Source organism: Pseudomonas sp. AF32, assembly GCF_022342325.2.
GTDB lineage: Bacteria > Pseudomonadota > Gammaproteobacteria > Pseudomonadales > Pseudomonadaceae > Aquipseudomonas > Aquipseudomonas uvaldensis.
In genome coordinates this window covers 1-21,965 of sequence record NZ_RQJK02000036.1, presented here as the reverse complement: position 1 = coordinate 21,965, position 21,965 = coordinate 1, and the positions used below count along the sequence as shown (strand labels likewise).

Here is a 21,965-nt window from a genome sequence, read left to right as displayed (position 1 = left end):
ATCTTTGCTGTGGACGTCGCTGTCGCAACCGATCTTTCGGCCAACCACAATTCCAGCCCTGCCGGTGTACAAGTTCCGGAGGGCCGGGTATGAACCAGTCCCTGCGGCTTGCGGCTACCTATCCACTGACGGCGTCCCAGCGGGATATCTGGCTGGACCAGATGACCAAGGGCGATTCTGCCCTGTACACCATGGGCGGCTATGTCCATATCCGCGGTGCTGTCGATCCTGAGCGCATGCAGCAGGCGGTGGCCCTGTTGGTGCGCAAGCACGATGCCCTGCGCACCGTGTTGCACTGCGACGCCGGCGGCGACGGCGTGCCGATGCAGACGTTGGTGGAATCCCTGGATGTGCGGGTTCCGCTGATCGACTTTTCCAATCGTCCCGAACCGCAGGCAGCGGCCCAGACCTGGGTGCAGCAGGGGCTGGAAGTTCCCTTTGCGCTGGATAAGGGCCCGCTGTTCCGCTTCTATCTGGTCAAGCTCGATGACGCTTCGTTTTATTTCGTGGTGAACCTGCACCACATCATCCAGGACGGCTGGGGCATCGGCTTGATGCTTGCCTCGCTCAGCGAGATCTACAGCGCCCTTGAGGAAAACCGCGAGCCTGACCTGTCGGCACCGTCCTATGCCGGGTTTATCGAAGAGGATGCCCGCTATCACGGCTCGGATCGCTATCTGCGGGACCAGGCCTATTGGCTGGACAAATACCGGGACGTACCGGAGCCGTTGTTCACCGCCCGTTATCGTGATCGTCACGCCGAAGCCGTGGTGCCCAGCGCCCATGCCATGACGTCATTCCCCCAGACACTGAACGAGCGGATCGACGCCCTGGCGCTCAGCCATCAGGTTTCGCGTTTCCCGGTGCTGCTGGCCGCGCTGTACGTGTACTTTGTCCGAACCACCCAACGCGACGAGCTGGTGGTCGGCCTGCCGATTCTCAATCGCTCCAACCCCACCTTCAAGCAAACCGTGGGCTTGTTCACCCAGGTCAGCGCCATGCGTCTGAGGTTCGCCGACGACTTGTCGTTCGGCGAGTTGATCCGTGAAGTCGCGCGGGCACTCAAGCAGGATTATCGCTACCAGCGGTTTCCCTTGAGTGATATCCATCGTTCCCTGGAACTGCGGCGTGATAATCGGGCACAGCTGTTCGACGTGTCATTCTCCTATGAAGAGGAGAACCACCTGTACCGGTTCGGCGACGCCACCGCTTATTCGGTAAAGAGTTCCAACGGCCAGGAACAGATGCCCCTGGCCATCCACCTCAGGACCAACCCTCACGAAGACACTGCCTGGCTACACTGGATCTACAACCAGGCGTACTTGCAGGCCGATGAAGTCGAGGCGATGGCTGAGCGCTTCCTGCACGTGCTGGAACAAGGGCTGGACGACGACACGCTGCCGGTCCATGGGTTTGTCCTGCCGACGCCGGCCGAATCCCGCCTGCTCCAGGCCTGGAGCGCGGGTGATCCACGGTCGTATGAACATGACCGTACGATCCACGGCCTGTTCGAGGCACGGGCCGCTGCACAGCCTGCGGCGGTGGCGGTGGTATGCGAGGGCCAGACGTTGACGTACCGCGAGCTCAATGTGCGGGCCAACCAGGTTGCCCATCGTCTGCTGGCCCTGGGGGTTTTCCCGGATGATCGAGTGGCGATCTGTGTCGAACGCGGCCTGGACATGATTGTCGGCCTGTTGGGCATCCTGAAGTCCGGCGCGGGTTACGTGCCGTTGGACCCGGCCTATCCCCAGGAGCGCCTGGCCTTCATGCTCGACGACAGCACGCCGGTGGCGTTGCTCACCCAGTCATCGCTCGAATCCCAATTGCCGGAGGTGTCCGTCCCGGTGTTGCTGCTCGATCAGCCTGACGCCGCCAGGATCACCGAACAGCCAAGGCACGATCCCAACATCGGCACCCTGGCTTCGCACCATTTGGCCTACGTCATCTACACCTCCGGCTCCACCGGCCTGCCCAAGGGGGTGATGGTGGAGCACCGCAACGTCGCGCGGCTGTTCTCGGCCACGCAGCCGTGGTTCGACTTCGGCCCGCAGGACGTCTGGGCACTGTTCCATTCCTTCGCCTTCGACTTCTCGGTCTGGGAAATCTGGGGCGCATTGACCCACGGCGGCCGCCTGCTGGTGGTGCCGCAACTGGTCAGCCGTTCGCCGCAGGACTGCTATGCGCTGTTGTGCGAGGCCGGTGTCACGGTACTGAACCAGACGCCGAGCGCATTCCGCCAGCTGATCGCCGTCCAGGGAGAAAGCGACCTGCGCCACAGCCTGAGGCAAGTGATTTTCGGTGGGGAGGCGCTGGAAACCGGCATCCTCAAGCCGTGGTATGCCCGGGCAATCAATGCCGGCACGCAACTGGTCAACATGTACGGCATCACCGAAACCACCGTGCACGTGACCTACCGTGCGTTGTGTGCGGCGGATGCGCAACTGACCGGCGTCAGCCCCATTGGCAAGCGTATTCCCGATTTGCGCCTGTATCTGCTGGACAAGCACGGCCAACCGGTGCCGAAGGGCGTGGAGGGTGAACTGTACGTGGGCGGCGCCGGTGTGGCGCGGGGTTATCTCAACCGGCCGGAGCTCAACGAAACGCGCTTCCTTCCCGACCCGTTCGAGCGCAGCGCCAATGCACGCCTGTATCGCACCGGGGATCTTGGCCGCTGGCTGAGCAACGGAGAACTGCAATACCTGGGGCGCAACGACGAACAGGTGAAGATCCGGGGTTTCCGGATCGAACTGGGCGAGATCGAAGCAAAGCTGCTGGCGTGTGCGCAGGTGCGTGAAGCAGTGGTGATCGCTCGCGAGGACGAGCCGGGGAACAAGCGCCTGGTGGCCTATGTCGTCGCGCAAGAAGGCGCATTTGTCTCGGCGGCCGAGCTGCGCGCCGAACTGCTGGGTTCGCTCGCAGACTACATGGTGCCGAGCGCCTTTGTGCTGCTCGAAGCCTTCCCGTTGACCACCAACGGCAAGCTGGACCGCAAGGCGCTGCCAGCCCCCGATTCAGACGCTGTTGCCCGGCGTCGCTATGAAGCGCCGGTCGGTGCGGTGGAAATCACCCTGGCGGCCCTTTGGGCCGAACTGCTGGGCATTGAGCAGGTGGGACGGCACGACCGGTTCTTCGAACTGGGCGGCCATTCGCTGCTGGCGGTCAAGCTGATCGAGCGCATGCGCCAGGTCAACCTGCACGCCGATGTGCGGGTGCTGTTCGGTCAGCCGACCCTGGCGAGCCTGGCGGCCGCCACGGGCAACAGCGACGGCATCGTGATACCGCCGAACCGGATTGCTCCGGATGTCGAGCGCATCAGCCCGGACATGCTGCCGCTGGCGAGCCTGACCCAGGAAGAAATCGACCGCGTCATCGCCACGGTGCCCGGTGGCGTCGGCAACGTGCAAGACATTTACGCACTGGTGCCGTTGCAGGAAGGCATCCTCTATCACCACCTGGCGACCGACGAAGGCGATCCGTACCTGTTGCAGGCGCTGTTGCGGTTTGGCAGTCGTCAGCAATTGGAGGCTTTTGCGCACGCCCTGCAGGCAGTGATTGCCCGACACGATATCCTGCGCACTTCGGTGGTGTGGGCAGGGTTGGGCGAGCCGGTGCAGGTGGTCTGGCGCGAAGCCCGCCTGGTGGTCGAGGAACTTGATCTCTCGCCGGCCGAAGGGGATGTGGCCGGACAGTTGCAGGCCCGTTTCGATCCACGCCATACCCGTTTCGATCTGCGCCAGGCGCCGATGATGCGCATCCACTTCGCTGAAGATGCCGCCGATGGCAGCTGGGTCGCGGTGTTGCTGTTCCATCACCTGATCGATGACGCCACCTCCCTCGGCATGCTGGGCAAGGAAATCGAGGCGCACCTGGAGGGCCGTTCGGCCGCGCTGCCGCCCTCGGTGCCGTACCGAAATTACGTGGCCCAGGTCCGGTTGGGCAGCCATCCGGAGCAGCATGAGGCGTTCTTCCACGAGATGCTCGGGGATGTGGACGAGCCCACGCTGCCGTTCGGTCTGCAGGATGTGCAGGGCGACGGCGCCGGCATCGAGGAAGCCACCCTGGCGCTGGATGCCGGGCTGGCCGGGCGCCTGCGTGCCCAGGCACGTCGCCTGGGTGTGAGTACCGCCAGTCTGCATCACCTGGCCTGGGGTCAGGTGGTGGGTCGCTTGTCCGGTCGCCGGGACGTGGTATTCGGCACCGTGCTGATGGGCCGCCTGCACGGCGGGCAGGAGGCCGGACATGCCTTGGGCATGTTCGTCAACACGCTGCCATTGCGCGTCGAAGCGGGCGACCAGGGCGTACTGGCCGCGCTGAAGGCGACCCACGGGCGCCTGGCGACGCTGCTGGGTCACGAACACGCGCCGTTGTCGCTGGCGCAGCGTTGCAGTGGCGTGGCAGCGCCGACGCCGTTGTTCAGTGCGCTGATGAACTACCGTCAGACTGCCGTCGCCGCCCAGGCCCCGAAAGAGGCGGGTCAGGCGCGTATCTGGGCCGGGGCGCAGATCCTCGGGGGTGAAGAACGGACCAACTATCCGTTGTCGCTGTCGGTGGATGACCTGGGCGAATCGTTCGGGCTGACCGTGCAAGCGGTTGCAGGGATCGGTGCCGAACGCGTCTGCGGCTACATGTGCACGGTGCTCGAAGCCCTGGCTGACGCACTCGACCAGGACGAGAACGCACCGCTGCACGGCCTGGCCCTGGTGCCCGCGGCCGAGCGCCGGCAGTTGCTGGAGACGTTCAATGCTTTCGACGTCGCGTACCCCGCCGGGTTGCTGGTCCATCAGCTGTTCGAGGCTCAGGTCCGGGCTCGACCAGACGCCATCGCGCTGACCTGTGAAGGTCAGTGCCTGAGTTATGCGCAACTGAATGAACTGTCCAACCAGATCGCCCATCACCTGATCGGGCTGGGTCTCCGGCCGGATGACCGCGTGGCGATTTGTGTCGAGCGCAGCCTGGAGATGGTGGCGGGGCTGGTGGGCATCCTCAAGGCCGGTGCCGCTTATGTGCCGCTGGACCCGGCTTATCCGGCGGAGCGCCTGGACTACATGCTGGAAGACAGCGCGCCCAAGGCGTTGTTGACCCAACGTGACTTGCACGCACGCTTCCCGTCGTTGCGCGTACCTGTACTGTTGCTCGATGCCCAGGAGCGTGCCGCCGCCGGCATTGGCGGCCAGCCGTCTTCGAACCCGGATGCGCAGACGAACGGACTGACCTGCGACAACCTGGCCTATGTGATCTACACCTCGGGTTCCACCGGCCAGCCCAAGGGCGTGGCGATGGGGCACCGTGCCCTGGTCAACCTGATGCAGTGGCAGATCGAGCAATCGCAACAACAGGGAAGGGCTGCCGCACGTACCTTGCAGTTCGCTGCCCTGGGTTTTGACGTGGCGTTCCAGGAAATCTTCAGCACGCTGTGCGCGGGCGGCGAGCTGTCGCTGATCCATGCCGATACCCGACTGAACTTCCATCGTCTGTTCCAGCACATCCGTGAACAGCGAATCGAACGGCTCTATCTGCCATGCATCGCCTTGCAGGCCCTGGCCGAAGCGGTGGCCGGTGAGGGGGATGCCGCGCTGTCGGCCTGTGGCTTGCGAGATGTCATCACGGCGGGCGAGCAATTGCGCGTTACGCCGCAAATCCGCGCAATGTTCGAGCGCCTGGACGGCTGTCGCCTGCACAACCACTATGGCCCGACCGAGTCCCACGTCACCACCGCGTTGACGTTGCCGAACGATGTCGCGGCGTGGCCGACGCTGCCGGCCATTGGCAGGCCAGTGGCCAATACCCGTATCTACCTGCTGGATGAACAGCTGCAACCTGTCCCGGTCGGCGTGGCTGGCGAGATCCATATCGGCGGCGTTTGCGTCGCCCGTGGCTACCTGAACCGCGACGACTTGACCGCGCAGCGTTTCATCCGCGATCCGTTCGCCGTCGATGGACAGGCGCGCCTGTACAAGACCGGTGATCTGGGCCGCTACCTGCCCGACGGCAATATCGAGTACCTGGGGCGCAACGATGATCAGATCAAGATCCGTGGTTTCCGCGTCGAACTGGGCGAGATCGAGGCCAGGCTTTGCCAGCACGCCGAGGTAAAAGAGGCGGCGGTGGTCGCCCGTGAAGACAGTCCTGGCGAGAAACGCCTGGTGGCCTACATCACCGTGCAGGCGGCCGATGTCTCGGTGGGGGCCGATGGCTTGCGTGCGCACCTGCAAGCCCTGCTGCCGGACTACATGGTCCCGGCGGCCTACGTACGCCTGGAAAAACTGCCGCTGTCGCCCAATGGCAAGCTCGACCGTCGTGGGTTGCCGGCCCCGCAAGCGGATGCCTTCGCCAGCCGTGCGTACGAAGCGCCGCAAGGGGAACTGGAGAACACGCTGGCGCGGTTGTGGGCTGACGTGCTCGGCGTTGCGCAGGTGGGGCGGCACGACCATTTCTTTGAGCTGGGCGGACACTCGTTGTTGGCGGTGAAACTGATCGAGCTGATGCGCAAGGCCGGCCTGGGTGCCGATGTCCGGGTGCTGTTCGGTCAACCCACCCTGGCGGCGCTGGCTGCGGCTGTGGGCGCTCGTGTCGATGTCGTGGTGCCGGCCAACGGCATTGTCGCCGGTTGCGATCGGATCACGCCGGCGATGTTGCCGCTGGTTGAGCTCGATCAGGAAACCATCGACCGCATCGTCGCCACCGTACCGGGCGGTGTGGCTAACGTGCAGGACATCTATCCGCTGGCGCCGTTGCAAGAGGGCATCCTCTATCACCACATCGCCGCCGAAGAGGGTGATCCCTATCTGTTGCAAGCCGCGTTCGCCATGGACAGCCGGGCCCGACTCGACGGCTTCGTGCAAGCGTTGCAGGCCGTGATCGATCGGCACGATATCCTCAGGACCGCCTTGCTCTGGGAGGGCCTTGAAGCGCCCTTGCAGGTGGTGCTGCGCAGCACTCATCTGGTGCTTGAAGAGCAGACGCTCGATCCGGCCCATGGCGACATCGCCACGCAGATGAAGGCGCTGTTCGACCCCCGGCACTGTCGCCTGGATTTGGGCAAGGCGCCGCTGATGCGTCTCGCCTGTGCCTGGGACGAAGACCATCGGCGCTGGGTCGCGATTCTGTTGTTCCATCACATTGCCCTGGACCATACGGCGCTCGATGTGATGCAGGAGGAGATGTTGGCGTGCCTCGAAGGCAAGGCCGACCGCCTCGGTGCCGCCATGCCTTATCGCAACTATGTGGCGCAGACGTTGTTGGGCGTCAGTCGCGAGCAGCACGAGCGCTTCTTCCGCGACATGCTCGGTGACGTGGAGGAGCCGACCCTGCCATTCGGCCTGCGAGAGGTGCAGGGTGACGGCCGGGGCATCGAGGAGGTAAAGCTGGACCTGGATCCGAGCCTGTGCCGGCGCTTGCGGCAGCAGGCGCGACAGTTGGGCGTGAGTGCAGCGGCCCTGCATCACCTGGCGTGGGCCAGGGTGCTGGGACGGGTTTCCGGCCGTGAAGACGTGGTCTTCGGGACCGTGCTGCTAGGCCGCATGCAGAGCGGCGAGGGCGCGGATCGGGCCTTGGGTATGTTCATCAATACCTTGCCGCTGCGGGTGAATGTCGGTGGGCAGGACGTGCGTGCCGGGGTCAAGGCGACCCACGCACAACTGACGGCCTTGCTGGGCCATGAACATGCCTCGCTGGCACTGGCCCAGCGTTGCAGTGGCGTGCCGGCTTCGTTGCCGCTGTTCAGTGCCTTGCTGAATTACCGCCACAGTCCGCTGCCGGAAGGCGACGAGGTCGACCGTTGGGCGGGGATGCAGGTGTTGGAGGTCATGGAACGGACCAACTATCCGTGCATGGTGTCCGTGGACGACCAGGGTGAAGGCTTCCTGCTGAGCGTACAGACCGCTGGCGGGGTCGATGCCCGGCAGGTCGGGGCTTATATGTATACCGCCCTGGCGAGCCTGGTGGAGGCGCTGGAATTTGCTCCCGAATCGGCCGTCAATGAGCTGGAGATTCTCTGCGAACAAGAGCGTCGGCAAGTGTTGCAGGTATTCAACGCGACGCAGGCGGAGTATCCGCTTGAGCAGACCATTCATGGCTTGTTCGAGGAACAGGTGCAACGGACTCCACTCGATGTGGCTGTCCTGCATGGCGAACAGTACCTGACCTATCGCGAACTGAACGAGCGGGCCAACCGCCTGGCCCATTACCTGCGCAAGCAGGGCGTACGGCCGGATTCACGAGTGGCAATCTGCGTCGAGCGTGGCCTCGACATGGTCGTGGGCCTGTTGGCGATTCTCAAGGCCGGTGGCGGTTACGTGCCGCTGGACCCGGCGTATCCGGCGGACCGGATTGCCTACATGCTGGAAGACAGCGCCCCTGCGGCGGTGCTGGCCCAGGCGGCGACCCTTGGCTTGCTGGTTGATGCAACGATGCCGGTGATCGACCTGGGTAGCGGGTTGTGGCAGGACGAATCCGTCTCGAATCCGCAGGTGCCCGAGCTGACCTCGTCGCATCTGGCCTATGTGATCTACACCTCCGGCTCCACCGGGTTGCCGAAAGGCGTGATGATCGAACACCGCAACACGGTGAACTTCCTCACTTGGGCTCATCGTTCGTTCGATACCAACACCCTGTCGAAAACCTTGTTCTCCACCTCGCTGAACTTCGATCTGGCGGTCTATGAATGCTTCGCGCCGCTGACGTCGGGCGGCAGCATCGACGTGGTCACTAATGTGCTGGAACTGCAACAGGGCGAGCACGACATCACCCTGATCAACACCGTGCCGTCGGCGCTCAAGGCGTTGTTGGAGTCGGGTGGGTTGGGTGAGGGCGTGGATACCGTCAACGTGGCGGGTGAGGCTCTTAAACGCAGCCTGGTGGAAAGTCTGTTCGAGCAGACCCAAGTCAAGCGCCTGTGCAACCTTTACGGACCTTCGGAAACCACGACCTATTCGAGCTGGGTGTCGATGGCCCGCGAAGATGGGTTTGTTCCGCACATCGGTAAACCAGTCGCCAACACCCAGTTCTACTTGCTGGATGAACACAAACAACCGGTGCCACTGGGCGTGCCAGGCGAGATTTACATCGGCGGTGCCGGGATGGCGCGGGGTTATTTGAACCGCGACGACCTGACCGCCGAACGCTTCCTGAAGGATCCGTTCAGCGCTGCTCCGAATGCCCGGATGTACAAGACCGGCGACCTGGGTCGTTACCTGCCGGACGGCAACATCGAGTACCTGGGCCGTAACGACGACCAGGTGAAGATCCGCGGTTTCCGGATTGAACTGGGCGAGATCGAGGCGCGGCTTGCTCAGCATGTCGACATCAAGGAAGCGGTGGTACTGGCCCGTGAAGACGTACCGGGCGACAAGCGTCTGGTTGCCTATTTCACCGAATCGGCAACGGCGGACATTGAAAGCCTGCGCCGTCACCTGCAAGTGCAGTTGCCCGAATACATGGTCCCCGTGGCTTACGTGCGCCTCGACGCACTGCCGCTGACCCCCAACGGCAAGCTTGACCGCAAGGCCTTGCCGGCACCGGATCAGGATTCGGTGATGACCCGTGGCTACGAAGCCCCGCAGGGCGAGATCGAAACCACCCTGGCGCAGATCTGGCAAGAGCTGCTCCAAGTCGAACACATCGGTCGCCACGACCATTTCTTCGAACTGGGCGGCCATTCCTTGATGGCCGTCAGCCTGATCGAACGGATGCGCCAGGCCGGCTTGAGTGCCGACGTACGCATCCTGTTCAGCCAGCCCACCCTGGCTGCCTTGGCGAAGGCCGTCGGCAACCATGACCGCAACGAAGTCACTGTCCCGGCGAATCTGATTCCCACCGGTTGCGAGACCATCACCCCGGCCATGCTGCCGTTGGTCTCGTTGAGCCAGGAGGCTATCGACCGCATCGTGGCGACGGTACCGGGCGGGGCGGGCAATGTGCAGGACATCTATCCGCTGGCGCCGCTACAGGAAGGCATCCTCTATCACTACCTGGCAGCCGGACAGGGCGATCCCTACGTGCTGCAAGCGCAGTTCGCCTTTGACAGCCGCGAACGCTTCGATGCGTTCACCCAGGCCTTGCAGGCCGTGATCGATCGCCACGACATTTTGCGCACCTCCATGGCCTGGGAAGGCCTGGACGAGCCGGTGCAAGTGGTCTGGCGCGAGGCGGTGCTGGGGATCGAGCAGATGGAGCTGTGCCAAGAGGACGGCGATATCGCCGACCAGTTGCAGGCCCGCTTCGACGCCCGGCACCACCGCATGGACATCCGCCAGGCTCCGCTGATGTGCATCCGTTTTGCCGAGGATGCCGTCAACCAGCGCTGGGTCGCGACGCTGCTGTTCCACCACATGGCCCTGGACCACACAGCGCTGGAGGTGGTGCGCCACGAAATGCAGGCGCATCTGCTCGGTCAGGCCGACCGGATGGGCGAGGCGGTGCCCTATCGCAACTACGTGGCTCAGGCGCGACTGGGTGTCAGCCGCGAGGAGCACGAAGAATTCTTCCGCGAAATGCTCGGCGGGATCGCCGAGCCGACGCTGCCGTTCGGCTTGCAGGATGTGCGCGGCGACGGCAGTACGATCGAAGAAGCCAGGCAGGACATCACCGCAGATCTGAGCCGCCGGCTGCGCCGGCAGGCGCGCCAGTTGGGCGTGAGCGCCGCCAGTCTGCATCACCTGGCCTGGGCCCAGGTGCTGAGCCGGGTATCGGGTCGCGAGGACGTCGTATTCGGCACGGTGTTGATGGGCCGCATGCAGGGCGGCGACGGCGCCGATCGGGCGCTGGGGATGTTCATCAATACCTTGCCGATTGGCGTGCGGCTGGGCGAGCAGGATGTGCGCGCCGGTGTACGGGCGACCCATGATCGGCTGACCGGGCTGTTGGGCCATGAACACGCCTCCCTGGCGTTGGCCCAGCGGTGCAGCGGTGTGGCTGCCCCGACGCCCTTGTTCAGTGCGTTGCTCAACTACCGGCATTCGGTTGCAGAGCCCATCGCGCTGCAGTCGTCATCGGCCTGGCAGGGGATCGAAGCCCTGGGCGGCGAGGAGCGCACCAACTATCCGCTGACGCTGTCGGTGGATGACCTGGGCGAAGGCTTCAGCCTGACGGTACAGGTCCAGTCCCGGATCGGCGCCCAGCGTATCTGTGGCTATATGTCGAGGGCTCTGGAGAGCCTGGCCGACGCGCTGGAACAGGCGCCGCAAGCACCGTTGCATAGCCTGGATATCTTGCCTGCGACCGAGCGCCGGCAATTGCTCGAAACCTGGAACGCGACGGCGGCGGTGTATGCCGATGAAGCGTTGATCCATCGCCAGGTCGAAGCCCAGGCGGTGGCGCAGCCCGAGGCGACGGCGGTGGTGCATGAAGGCCGGGCATTGACCTATGGCGAACTCAACACCCGGGCGAACCGGGTCGCTCATCGCTTGCTGGCGATGGGTGTTCGCCCGGATGACCGGGTGGCGATCTGTGTCGAGCGCGGCCTGGACATGATCGTCGGGTTGCTGGGCATCCTGAAGGCCGGCGCGGGCTATGTACCCGTGGACCCGGCTTATCCGGCAGAACGTATCGCCTACATGTTGGAAGACAGCGCACCGGTAGCGGTCCTGGTACACCCGGTTACCAAAGCCCTCATGGCGGGGGGCACGGTGCCGGTACTTGATCTTGAGCATGACATCGGTCAGGACGGAGAAGAGGTTGCCAGTCCCCAGGTGCCGGGTCTGGATCCGAGCCATCTGGTCTATGTCATCTACACCTCGGGGTCGACCGGCCTGCCCAAGGGCGTGATGGTCGAGCATCGCAACCTCAACAACCTGGTGGGCTGGCATTGCCAGGCGTTCGATGTGAAACGTGGCAGCCGCACCTCCAGCGTCGCCGGCTTCGGTTTCGACGCCGCCGCCTGGGAAATCTGGCCGGCGCTGTGCGTCGGGGCCACGCTGTTGCTGCCGCCGGCCCATGCGGGCAGTGACAATGTCGATGCCTTGCTCGATTGGTGGCAGGCCCAGGCGCTGGATGTGTGCTTCCTGCCCACCCCCATTGCCGAATACGCGTTTGGCCGAAACCTGGGTCATGATCGCTTGCGCACCTTGCTGATTGGCGGTGACCGCCTGCGCAAGCTGCCCGTCGATCCGGGCTTCACGCTGATCAACAACTATGGCCCCACGGAAACCACGGTGGTCGCCACTTCGGGCCGGATCGACGCCGGCGGGGCCCTGCATATCGGCAAGCCGGTGGGCAATACCCGGGTCTATCTGCTCGATGCCCACTTGCAACCGGTTCCGGTTGGCGCGACAGGGGAGCTTTATATCGGCGGCGCAGGGGTCGCACGAGGCTACTTGAACCGGCCTGAGCTGACGGCCGAGCGTTTCGTGCGGGACCCGTTCAGCCCTGTGCAGCACGCGAAGATGTATCGTACTGGCGACCTGGGGCGCTACTTGCCTGACGGCTATATCGATTACCTGGGGCGCAACGATGGTCAGTTGAAAATACGCGGTTTGCGTATCGAGCTCGGTGAAATCGAGTCCAGGCTCGGCGATTGTCCCGGTGTGCGCGAAGCGGTGGTGCTTGCCCTTGGGGAGACGCCGGATGACATGCGCCTGGTGGCTTACTACACGGCGCACGAAGGCGAACATCAGGACCTGACGGCCGACAACCTGCGTGCCCGGTTGCAGGTGCACTTGCCACGTCACATGGTGCCATCGGCCTACGTACGCCTTGACGCGTTGCCCCTGACAGCCAACGGCAAGCTTGATCGCCGGGCGCTGCCGGCGCCTGACAGCGATGCCTATTCAAGCCGCGGCTACGAAGCGCCAGTGGGTGAGATGGAAACCCGCATGGCGGATATCTGGTGCCGTTTGCTGGGCGTGGAGCAGGTCGGTCGTCATGACGACTTCTTCGAACTGGGCGGGCATTCGCTGCTGGCGGTGCGATTGATGTCTCAGGTGCGCCAGCAATTGGACGTGGAACTGAGCCTGGCGGAGCTGTTCGCCAACCCGGTGCTGATGGGCTTGTCAGCCTGGGTCACGCAGGCGACGGCCAGTACATTGCCGTCCATCGGGGCGGTGTCTCGCAACGAGCCCTTGCCCCTGTCGTTTGCGCAACAGCGCCTGTGGTTCCTGGCGCAAATGGAGGGTGGCAGCGCCGCCTATCATATCTGCGGTGGACTTCGCCTCAACGGCCGGCTGGCGCCGCAGGCCCTGCGTGGTGCGTTGGACCGGATCGTGGCGCGTCATGAAGCCTTGCGCACCACGTTCGACAAGGTCGGGGGTGACGTCGTGCAGCGCATTGCCGCCGAAGAGAGCGGCTTTGCTCTGACGTTCCAGGACCTGTCCAATCGCGTCGACGCCGAGGATGAGCTGGCCCGGTTGGCTGCGCAAGAAGCCCACGCACCGTTCGATCTGCAACGAGGGCCGTTGATCCGCGGTCGCCTCGTGCGATTGGCGCAGGAGGCGCATGTCCTGCTGGTCACGATGCACCACATCGTCTCGGATGGCTGGTCGATGGGCGTGCTGACCCGTGAACTGGGCGCGCTCTACCAGGCTTGCCTGCATGGCGCAGCCGATCCGTTACCGCCGCTGCTGATCCAGTATGCCGACTTTGCCGTGTGGCAACGCCGCTGGTTGAGCGGGGAGGTGTTGAGTGAGCAGAGTGCCTATTGGCAACGGACCCTGGCAGACGCGCCGCCTCTGTTGACGTTGCCCGCCGACCGTCCGCGGCCCGCGCAGCAGGATTATGCCGGTGCGACCCTGCCGGTGATTTTCGATGAAGCGCTGACGGCGGATCTCAAGGTGTTGAGTCAGCGCCACGGCACCACGCTCTACATGACGGTGCTGGCTGCCTGGGCTGCCGTGCTCGGCCGGCTCTCGGGGCAGGACACGGTCGTCATTGGCTCGCCGACGGCGAACCGCCGGCGGGCCGAGGTCGAGGAACTGATCGGCTTCTTCGTCAACACCCTGGCCGTGCCCATCGACGTGTCGGGACGGCCGAGTGTCGAAACGCTACTGCAGCGGGTCAAGGCGCAGACCTTGAGCGCCCAGGCCCATCAGGACCTGCCATTCGAGCAAGTGGTGGAGCGGGTCAAGCCGGTGCGCAGCCTGTCCCATAGCCCGCTGTTCCAGGCCATGCTGGCGTGGCAGGCCGCCGATGGGCAAAGCCTCGTGCTGGAAGGCTTGTCTCTGGAAACCGTGGAGGCACCGGGGCGTAGCGCCAAGTTCGATGTGTCGTTGAACCTGGGTGAAGTGGGTGGCCTGATTTCAGGGACCCTGGAATATGCCACGGCCTTGTTCGACCAGACGACTATGGAACGCTATCTCGGTTATCTGGAACGGATGTTGCGGGCAATGGTGGCGGATGCCCGCGCCGTAGTCAGTGAAATTGTCTTGCCGGGCGATGCCGAACGCCGGCAACTGGATGGCTTCAATGCCACGCAAGCGGAGTATCCGCTGAAGCAGACGGTTCACGGCTTGTTCGAGGCCCAGGTAGAACGTACTCCAGAGGCGCTGGCGGTGCTCCACCGCGGGCAGCGCCTGGGGTATCGCGAACTGAACGAGCGGGCCAACCGCCTGGCCCATTACCTGCGCAAGCAGGGTGTGCAGCCGGATTCACGGGTGGCGATCTGTGTCGAGCGTGGCCTCGATATGGTGGTGGGCTTGCTGGCTATCCTCAAGGCCGGTGGCGGTTACGTGCCGCTGGACCCGGCGTATCCGGCGGATCGGATTGCCTACATGCTGGAAGACAGCGCCCCGGCGGCGGTGGTGGCCCAGGCGGCCACGGTTGAATTGCTGGCCGGTGCTTCGATGCCGGTGATCGACCTGAATAGCGGACTGTGGCAGGACGAATCCGTGTCGAATCCGCAGGTGCCTGAGCTGACCTCGTCGCATCTGGCCTACGTGATCTACACCTCAGGGTCGACCGGGCTGCCGAAAGGCGTGATGATCGAACACCGCAACACGGTGAACTTCCTGACCTGGGCACACCGTTCGTTTGACTCGAACATCTTGTCGAAAACCCTGTTCTCGACCTCGCTGAACTTCGACCTGGCGGTCTATGAATGCTTCGCGCCGCTGACGTCGGGCGGCAGCATCGAAGTCGTGACCAATGTGTTGGAACTGCACCAGGGCGAGCACGACATCACCCTGATCAACACCGTGCCGTCGGCGCTCAAGGCGTTGCTCGAAGCCGGTGGACTGGGTGAGGGCGTAGACACGGTGAACGTGGCCGGCGAAGCGCTCAAGCGCAGTCTGGTGGAAGCGTTGTTCGAGCAGACCTCCGTCAAGCGCCTGTGCAACCTTTACGGACCTTCGGAAACCACCACCTATTCGAGTTGGGTATCCATGGCCCGCGAAGATGGGTTTGTTCCGCACATCGGTAAACCAGTCGCGAACACCCAGTTCTATCTGCTCGACGAGCACCGGCAGCCGGTGCCCTTGGGTGTGCCGGGCGAGATCTACATCGGCGGTGCCGGCGTGGCCCGCGGTTATCTCAATCGCGACGACCTGACCGCCGAACGCTTCCTGAAGGATCCGTTCAGTGCTGTTCCGAACGCCCGGATGTACAAGACCGGCGACCTGGGACGCTATCTGCCTGACGGCAATATCGAGTACCTGGGCCGTAACGACGATCAGGTGAAGATTCGCGGTTTCCGCATCGAACTGGGCGAGATCGAGGCCCGGCTGGCCCAACACGATGCCTTGAAGGAAGCCGTGGTGCTGGCCCGTGAAGATGTACCGGGCGATAAGCGTCTGGTCGCCTACTTCACTGAATCAGCAATAGCGGACATTGATGCGCTGCGCCGTCACCTGCAAGCGCAACTTCCCGAATACATGGTGCCCATGGCTTACGTGCGCCTCGACGCACTGCCGCTGACCCCGAACGGCAAGCTTGACCGTAAGGCGCTGCCAGCCCCGGACCAGGATTCGGTGATTACCCGTGGATACGAAGCCCCCCAAGGCGAGATCGAAACCACCCTGGCGCAGATCTGGCAAGAGCTGCTGGGTCTGCCGCAGGTCGGCCGCCACGACCATTTCTTCGAACTGGGCGGCCATTCCTTGATGGCCGTCAGCCTGATCGAACGCATGCGCCAGGCCGGCCTGAGTGCCGACGTGCGTGTCCTGTTCGGCCAGCCAACCCTGTCGGCGTTGGCCGCAGCCGTGGGCGGGTGTAGCGAAATCGTCGTGCCGGCCAACGGCATTGTGCCTGATTGCACGCGCATCACGCCGGATATGTTGTCGCTGACCAGCCTGGATCAGGCGGCCATCGACCGCATCGTGGCGACGGTGCCGGGTGGTGCGCGCAATGTGCAGGAAATCTACCCGGTGGCGCCGCTCCAGGAAGGCATCCTTTACCACCACCTCTCGGCCGAGCAGGGCGATCCCTATCTCCTGCAGGCCCTGTTTGGCCTGCAAGACAGACCGCGTGTCGATGATTTCATCAATGCCCTGCAAGGCGTCATCGACCGCCACGACATCTTGCGCACCGCCATTGTCTGGGAAGGTCTGGACGAACCTCAGCAAGTGGTCTGGCGCGAGGCGCCGCTGGTGTGGGAAGAACTCGAACTGGACCCACAGGCCGGTGACATCGCCGAGCAGCTGCAACGGCGTTTCGATGCCCGCCACTGCGGTCTGGACATGACCCAGGCACCGCTGATGCGGCTGGTTTTCGCTGAAGACAAACTCAACCAGCGTTGGGTCGCCCTGTTGCTGTTCCACCACATCGCACTCGATCACACGGCGCTTAAAGTGGTACAGCGCGAGATGCAGGCGCATTTGCTGGGGCAGGTCGAGCGACTGGAGGCGGCCGTCCCGTATCGTAACTACGTGGCTCAGGCCCGCCAGGGCGTGAGCCGTGAAGAACATGAAGCGTTCTTCAGCGAAATGCTCGGCGACGTGGAAGAACCGACGTTACCGTTCGGCCTGCTACAGGTGCAGGGTGACGGCAACGACATCGAAGAAGCCAGAGCGCTGCTGAACCACGATCTGAGCCTGCGTCTGCGCCGTCTGGCGCGCCAATCCGGCGTGGGGGCGGCCAGCCTGCATCACCTGGCCTGGGCACAGGTGTTGGCGTGCGTCTCGGGCAAGCGCGACGTGGTGTTCGGTACGGTGCTGATGGGCCGGATGCAGGGCGGCCAGGGCGCCGACCGTGCACTGGGGATGTTCATCAACACCTTGCCGCTTCGCGTGAGCGTTGCCGGTCAAGACGTACGCAGCGGCGTCCAGGCCGTCCATGGGCGACTATCCGCGCTGTTGGGGCATGAACATGCCTCGTTGGCGCTGGCACAGCGTTGCAGCAGGGTAAGTGCGCCGATGCCGCTGTTCAGCGCCTTGCTGAACTACCGTAACTCCAGTGAACAGCTGGACGCGCAGGGTGAAGCACCAACCTGGGCAGGCATCGAGACGCTGGGGGGCGAAGCCCGTACCAACTACCCATTGACGCTGTCGGTGGATGACCTGGGCGAAGCTTTCGCCTTGACCGTCCTGGCGACGAGTGGTGTCGGCGCGCAGCGCGTCTGCACCTATATGGAGCGGGCGTTGCAGAGCCTCGTCACGGCGTTGGAGTCCGACCCTGCCTCGTGCCTGCAAGATCTGGTAGTGCTGCCCCAGGCCGAACGCCAACAGGTGCTGATTGAGTTCAACGCCAGCGCACGCAGCTATCCACGGGACAGGACCGTTCATGGCCTGTTCGAGGCCCAGGCACAGGCCAGCCCGCAAGCCCTTGCCGTCGTTCATGACGATCGAAGCCTGACGTACGGAGAGCTCAACGCCAGGGCCAACGGCCTGGCCCGCCATCTGCTTGACCTCGGCGTGCAGCCGGGCGACAGCGTGGCACTGGGGCTGGCCCGTTCGATCGAGCTGCTGGTCAGCCAACTGGCCGTGCTTAAGTGCGCCGCGGTCTACGTGCCGCTGGACACCGGTGCGCCGCTGGAGCGCCAGCAGTTCATGGTGCAGGACAGCGGCGCCCGTTGGGTGCTGACGCTGACGGGCATGGAGGTGCCCCACGGTGCGCTGCGCGTCGACCTGGACACGTTGGCGCTGGACGAGTCGTCCGACAATCCGGGCCTGTCCCAGAGCCCCGAGTCGGTCGCCTACATCATGTACACCTCCGGTTCCACCGGTACGCCGAAGGGTGTGCTGGTGCCGCACCGGGCGATCAATCGCCTGGTGATCAACAACGGCTATGCGGATTTCACGGGCCAGGACCGGGTGGCGTTCGCCTCGAACCCGGCCTTCGACGCCAGTACCCTGGACGTCTGGGCGCCTCTGCTCAACGGCGGTTGCGTGGTGGTGGTCGAGCAGGACGTGCTGTTGACCCAGGCGCGTTTTGCCCAGTTGCTGACGGAGCAGCAGGTCAGCGTGCTGTGGATGACCGCCGGGTTGTTCCATCAATACGCGGCCGGTTTGATGCCGGTATTCAAGCAACTGCGCTACCTGATCGTTGGCGGCGATGTGCTCGATCCGGCGGTGATCGGCCGCGTGCTGAAGGAGGGTGCGCCGCAGCACCTGCTCAACGGCTACGGCCCGACCGAAGCCACCACCTTCACCACCACCCACGAAATCAGAAGCGTGGGCGAGGGCGGTATTCCCATTGGCCGTCCGGTTGGCAACAGCCGTGTCTACGTCCTGGACGCCAACCAGCAACCCGTGCCTGTCGGCGTGGCGGGCGAGCTGTACATCGGTGGCGATGGCGTGGCCAAGGGATACCTGAACCGTCCCGAGCTGACCGCCGAGAAGTTCGTCGCCGACCCGTTCAGCGCCGATCCATCGGCCGTGCTCTACCGCACCGGTGACCTGGCGCGCTGGCGTGCCGACGGCGCCGTGGATTACCTGGGGCGCAACGACGATCAGGTGAAGATCCGTGGTTTCCGGATCGAGCTGGGCGAGATCGAAGCCCGGCTCGGCGAGCACGAGAGCATCAGGGAAGCGGTCATCCTGGCGCGTGAAGATGCACCGGGTGAGAAACGTCTGGTGGCGTACTTCACACTGCATGACCCGCAGGCGGAAGTAGCCATCGAGGCCTTGCGTAATCACCTGCACGCACAATTGCCGGATTACATGATGCCGGTGGCCTATGTACAGCTTGAAGCACTGCCGCTGACTGCCAACGGCAAGTTGGATCGCCGCGCACTGCCGGCGCCGGATGCCGAGGCCTATGTCACTCGCGAATACGAAGCCCCGCAAGGCGACGTCGAAATCACCCTGGCGCAGATCTGGGCCGACGTGCTGAAGATCGAGCAGGTCGGGCGGCATGACCACTTCTTCGAACTGGGCGGTCATTCGCTGCTGGCGGTGACGCTGATCGAGCGTATGCGCCAGGCCGGCCTGAGCGCCGACGTGCGCGTTCTGTTCAGCCAGCCGACCCTGGCGGCGCTGGCGGCCGCCGTTGGCAGTGGCAAGGAAGTCGATGTAGCGACGAACCTGATCGTCACCGGTTGCGAGCGAATCACCCCGGCCATGCTCACGCTGGTGACGCTGGAGCAGGCCGCGATTGACCGTATCGTGGCGACCGTACCGGGCGGCGCGAGCAACGTGCAGGACATCTACCCCCTGGCACCGCTGCAAGAGGGCATCCTCTATCACCACTTGAGCGCCGAACAAGGCGACCCCTATGTCTTGAAAATCCTGTTCGACCTGCGCAACCGCGACCGACTGGCAGCCTTCGTGGATGCGCTTGGGCATGTCATCGAGCGGCACGACATCCTGCGCACGTCCGTGGTCTGGGAAGGCCTCGATGAGCCTGTACAGGTCGTCTGGCGCAACGCGCAGCTGGCGGTGGAAGAGGTAACACCGGCGGTCGAGGCGGGGGACATCGCGACACAGTTGCAGGAGCGTTTCGACCCGCGGCATTACCGCCTCGACATCACCCGGGCGCCCATGCTGCGCCTGGCTTTTGCTGAGGATACGATCAACCGGCGTTGGGTTGCGGTGTTGCTGTTCCATCATATGGCACTGGATCACACGGCCATGGAAGTGGTGCAGCACGAGATGCAGGCGCATCTGTTGGGCAAGACGGCTCCACTGCCAGCGGCCGTGCCGTATCGCAACTATGTGGCGCAGGCCCGCCTGGGCGTGAGCGAACAGGAGCACGAGGGTTTCTTCCGGGAAATGCTCGGTGACGTGGACGAGCCGACCCTGCCATTCGGTGTCCGGGATGTTCAGGGCGATGGACGGGATGTCGAAGAAGCCCGTCGGCCGGTCGATGCTTCGTTGAGCTTGCGCCTGCGGGCTCAGGCCCGGCAATTGGGGGTCAGTGCGGCCAGTCTGGTTCACCTGGCCTGGGCGCAATTGCTGGGCCGGGTGTCCGGTAAGGACGATGTGGTATTCGGCACGGTGCTGATGGGCCGGATGCAGGGTGGCGACGGTGCCGACCGGGCGCTGGGCATGTTCATCAACACCTTGCCGCTGCGGGTGGAGGTGGGTACCCAGGGTGTGCGTGACGGCGTGAAGGCCATTCATGCCCGCTTGACCGGCCTGCTGGGCCATGAACACGCCTCGCTCGCGCTTGCCCAGCGTTGCAGCGGCGTGGTCGCGCCGATGCCGCTGTTCAGTGCGCTGCTCAATTATCGCCACAGCGCCCATCACAGCGCCGACCTGGCAAGCTCAAGCCAGGCCCTCGCCGGTTGGGAGGGCATCGAGACGCTGAGCAACGAAGAGCGCACCAACTATCCGCTGACCCTGTCGGTGGACGACCTGGGCGAAGGCTTCCATCTGAGCGTATTGGCGGTGCCGCAGATCGGCGCACAGCGGATCTGTGGCTATATGAACGTGGCGTTGGAAAACCTGGTGGCTGCCCTGGAGCAGACGCCGTTGGCCTCGCTGAACAGCTTGTCGATTCTGTCGGCAGCCGAGCTTCGTCAGGTGGTGACGGAGTTCAACACCACCACGCGCCCTTATCCGCAGGACAGCACTGTCCACGGCCTGTTCGAGGACCAGGTCGAGGCCCGTCCCCATGCCATTGCCGTCGTGCAGGATGGGGATTGCCTGAGCTACAGAGAGCTCAACGCCAAGGCCAACGGCCTGGCCCGCCATCTGCTTGACCTCGGCGTGCAGCCGGGCGACAGCGTGGCACTGGGACTGGCCCGTTCGATCGAGCTGCTGGTCAGCCAACTGGCGGTGCTCAAGTGCGCCGCGGTCTACGTGCCGCTGGACACCGGCGCGCCGCTGGAGCGCCAGCAGTTCATGGTGCAGGACAGCGGCGCCCGTTGGGTGCTGACGCTGACGGGCATGGAGGTGCCCCACGGTGCGCTGCGCGTCGACCTGGACTCGTTGGCGCTGGACGAGTCGTCCGACAATCCGGGCCTGTCCCAGAGCCCCGAGTCGGTCGCCTACATCATGTACACCTCCGGTTCCACCGGTACGCCGAAGGGTGTGCTGGTGCCGCACCGGGCGATCAATCGCCTGGTGATCAACAACGGTTATGCGGATTTCACGGCTCAGGATCGGGTGGCATTCGCCTCGAACCCGGCCTTCGACGCCAGTACCCTGGACGTCTGGGCGCCGTTGCTCAACGGCGGTTGCGTGGTGGTGGTCGAGCAGGATGTGCTGTTGACCCAGGCGCGGTTTGCCCAGTTGCTGACGGAGCAGCGGGTCAGTGTGCTGTGGATGACCGCCGGGCTGTTCCACCAATATGCCGACGGCATGCTGCCGGTGTTCAAGCAACTGCGCTACCTGATCGTCGGCGGCGATGTGCTCGATCCGGCGGTGATCGGTCGGGTGCTGAAGGAAGGCGCGCCGCAGCACCTGCTCAACGGCTATGGCCCGACCGAAGCCACCACCTTCACCACCACCCACGAAATCAGAAGCGTGGGCGAGGGCGGTATTCCCATCGGTCGTCCGATTGGCAATACCCGCGTCTACATCCTGGACGCCAACCAGCAACCCGTGCCGGTCGGCGTGGCGGGCGAGTTGTACATCGGTGGCGACGGCGTGGCGAAAGGCTATTTGAATCGTCCGGAGCTGACCGCCGAGAAGTTCGTCGCCGACCCGTTCAGCGCCGAT

Annotated in this window: 1 protein-coding gene; it reads left to right on the top strand. The window is 64.2% G+C overall.

The window, feature by feature from the left end; all coding sequences use genetic code 11:
• Window positions 1-89: 89 nt before the first annotated feature.
• A partial coding sequence (locus EGM97_RS25330) for a non-ribosomal peptide synthase/polyketide synthase (RefSeq protein ID WP_477788874.1) occupies window positions 90-21,965 on the top strand: 21,876 nt, incomplete at its 3' end.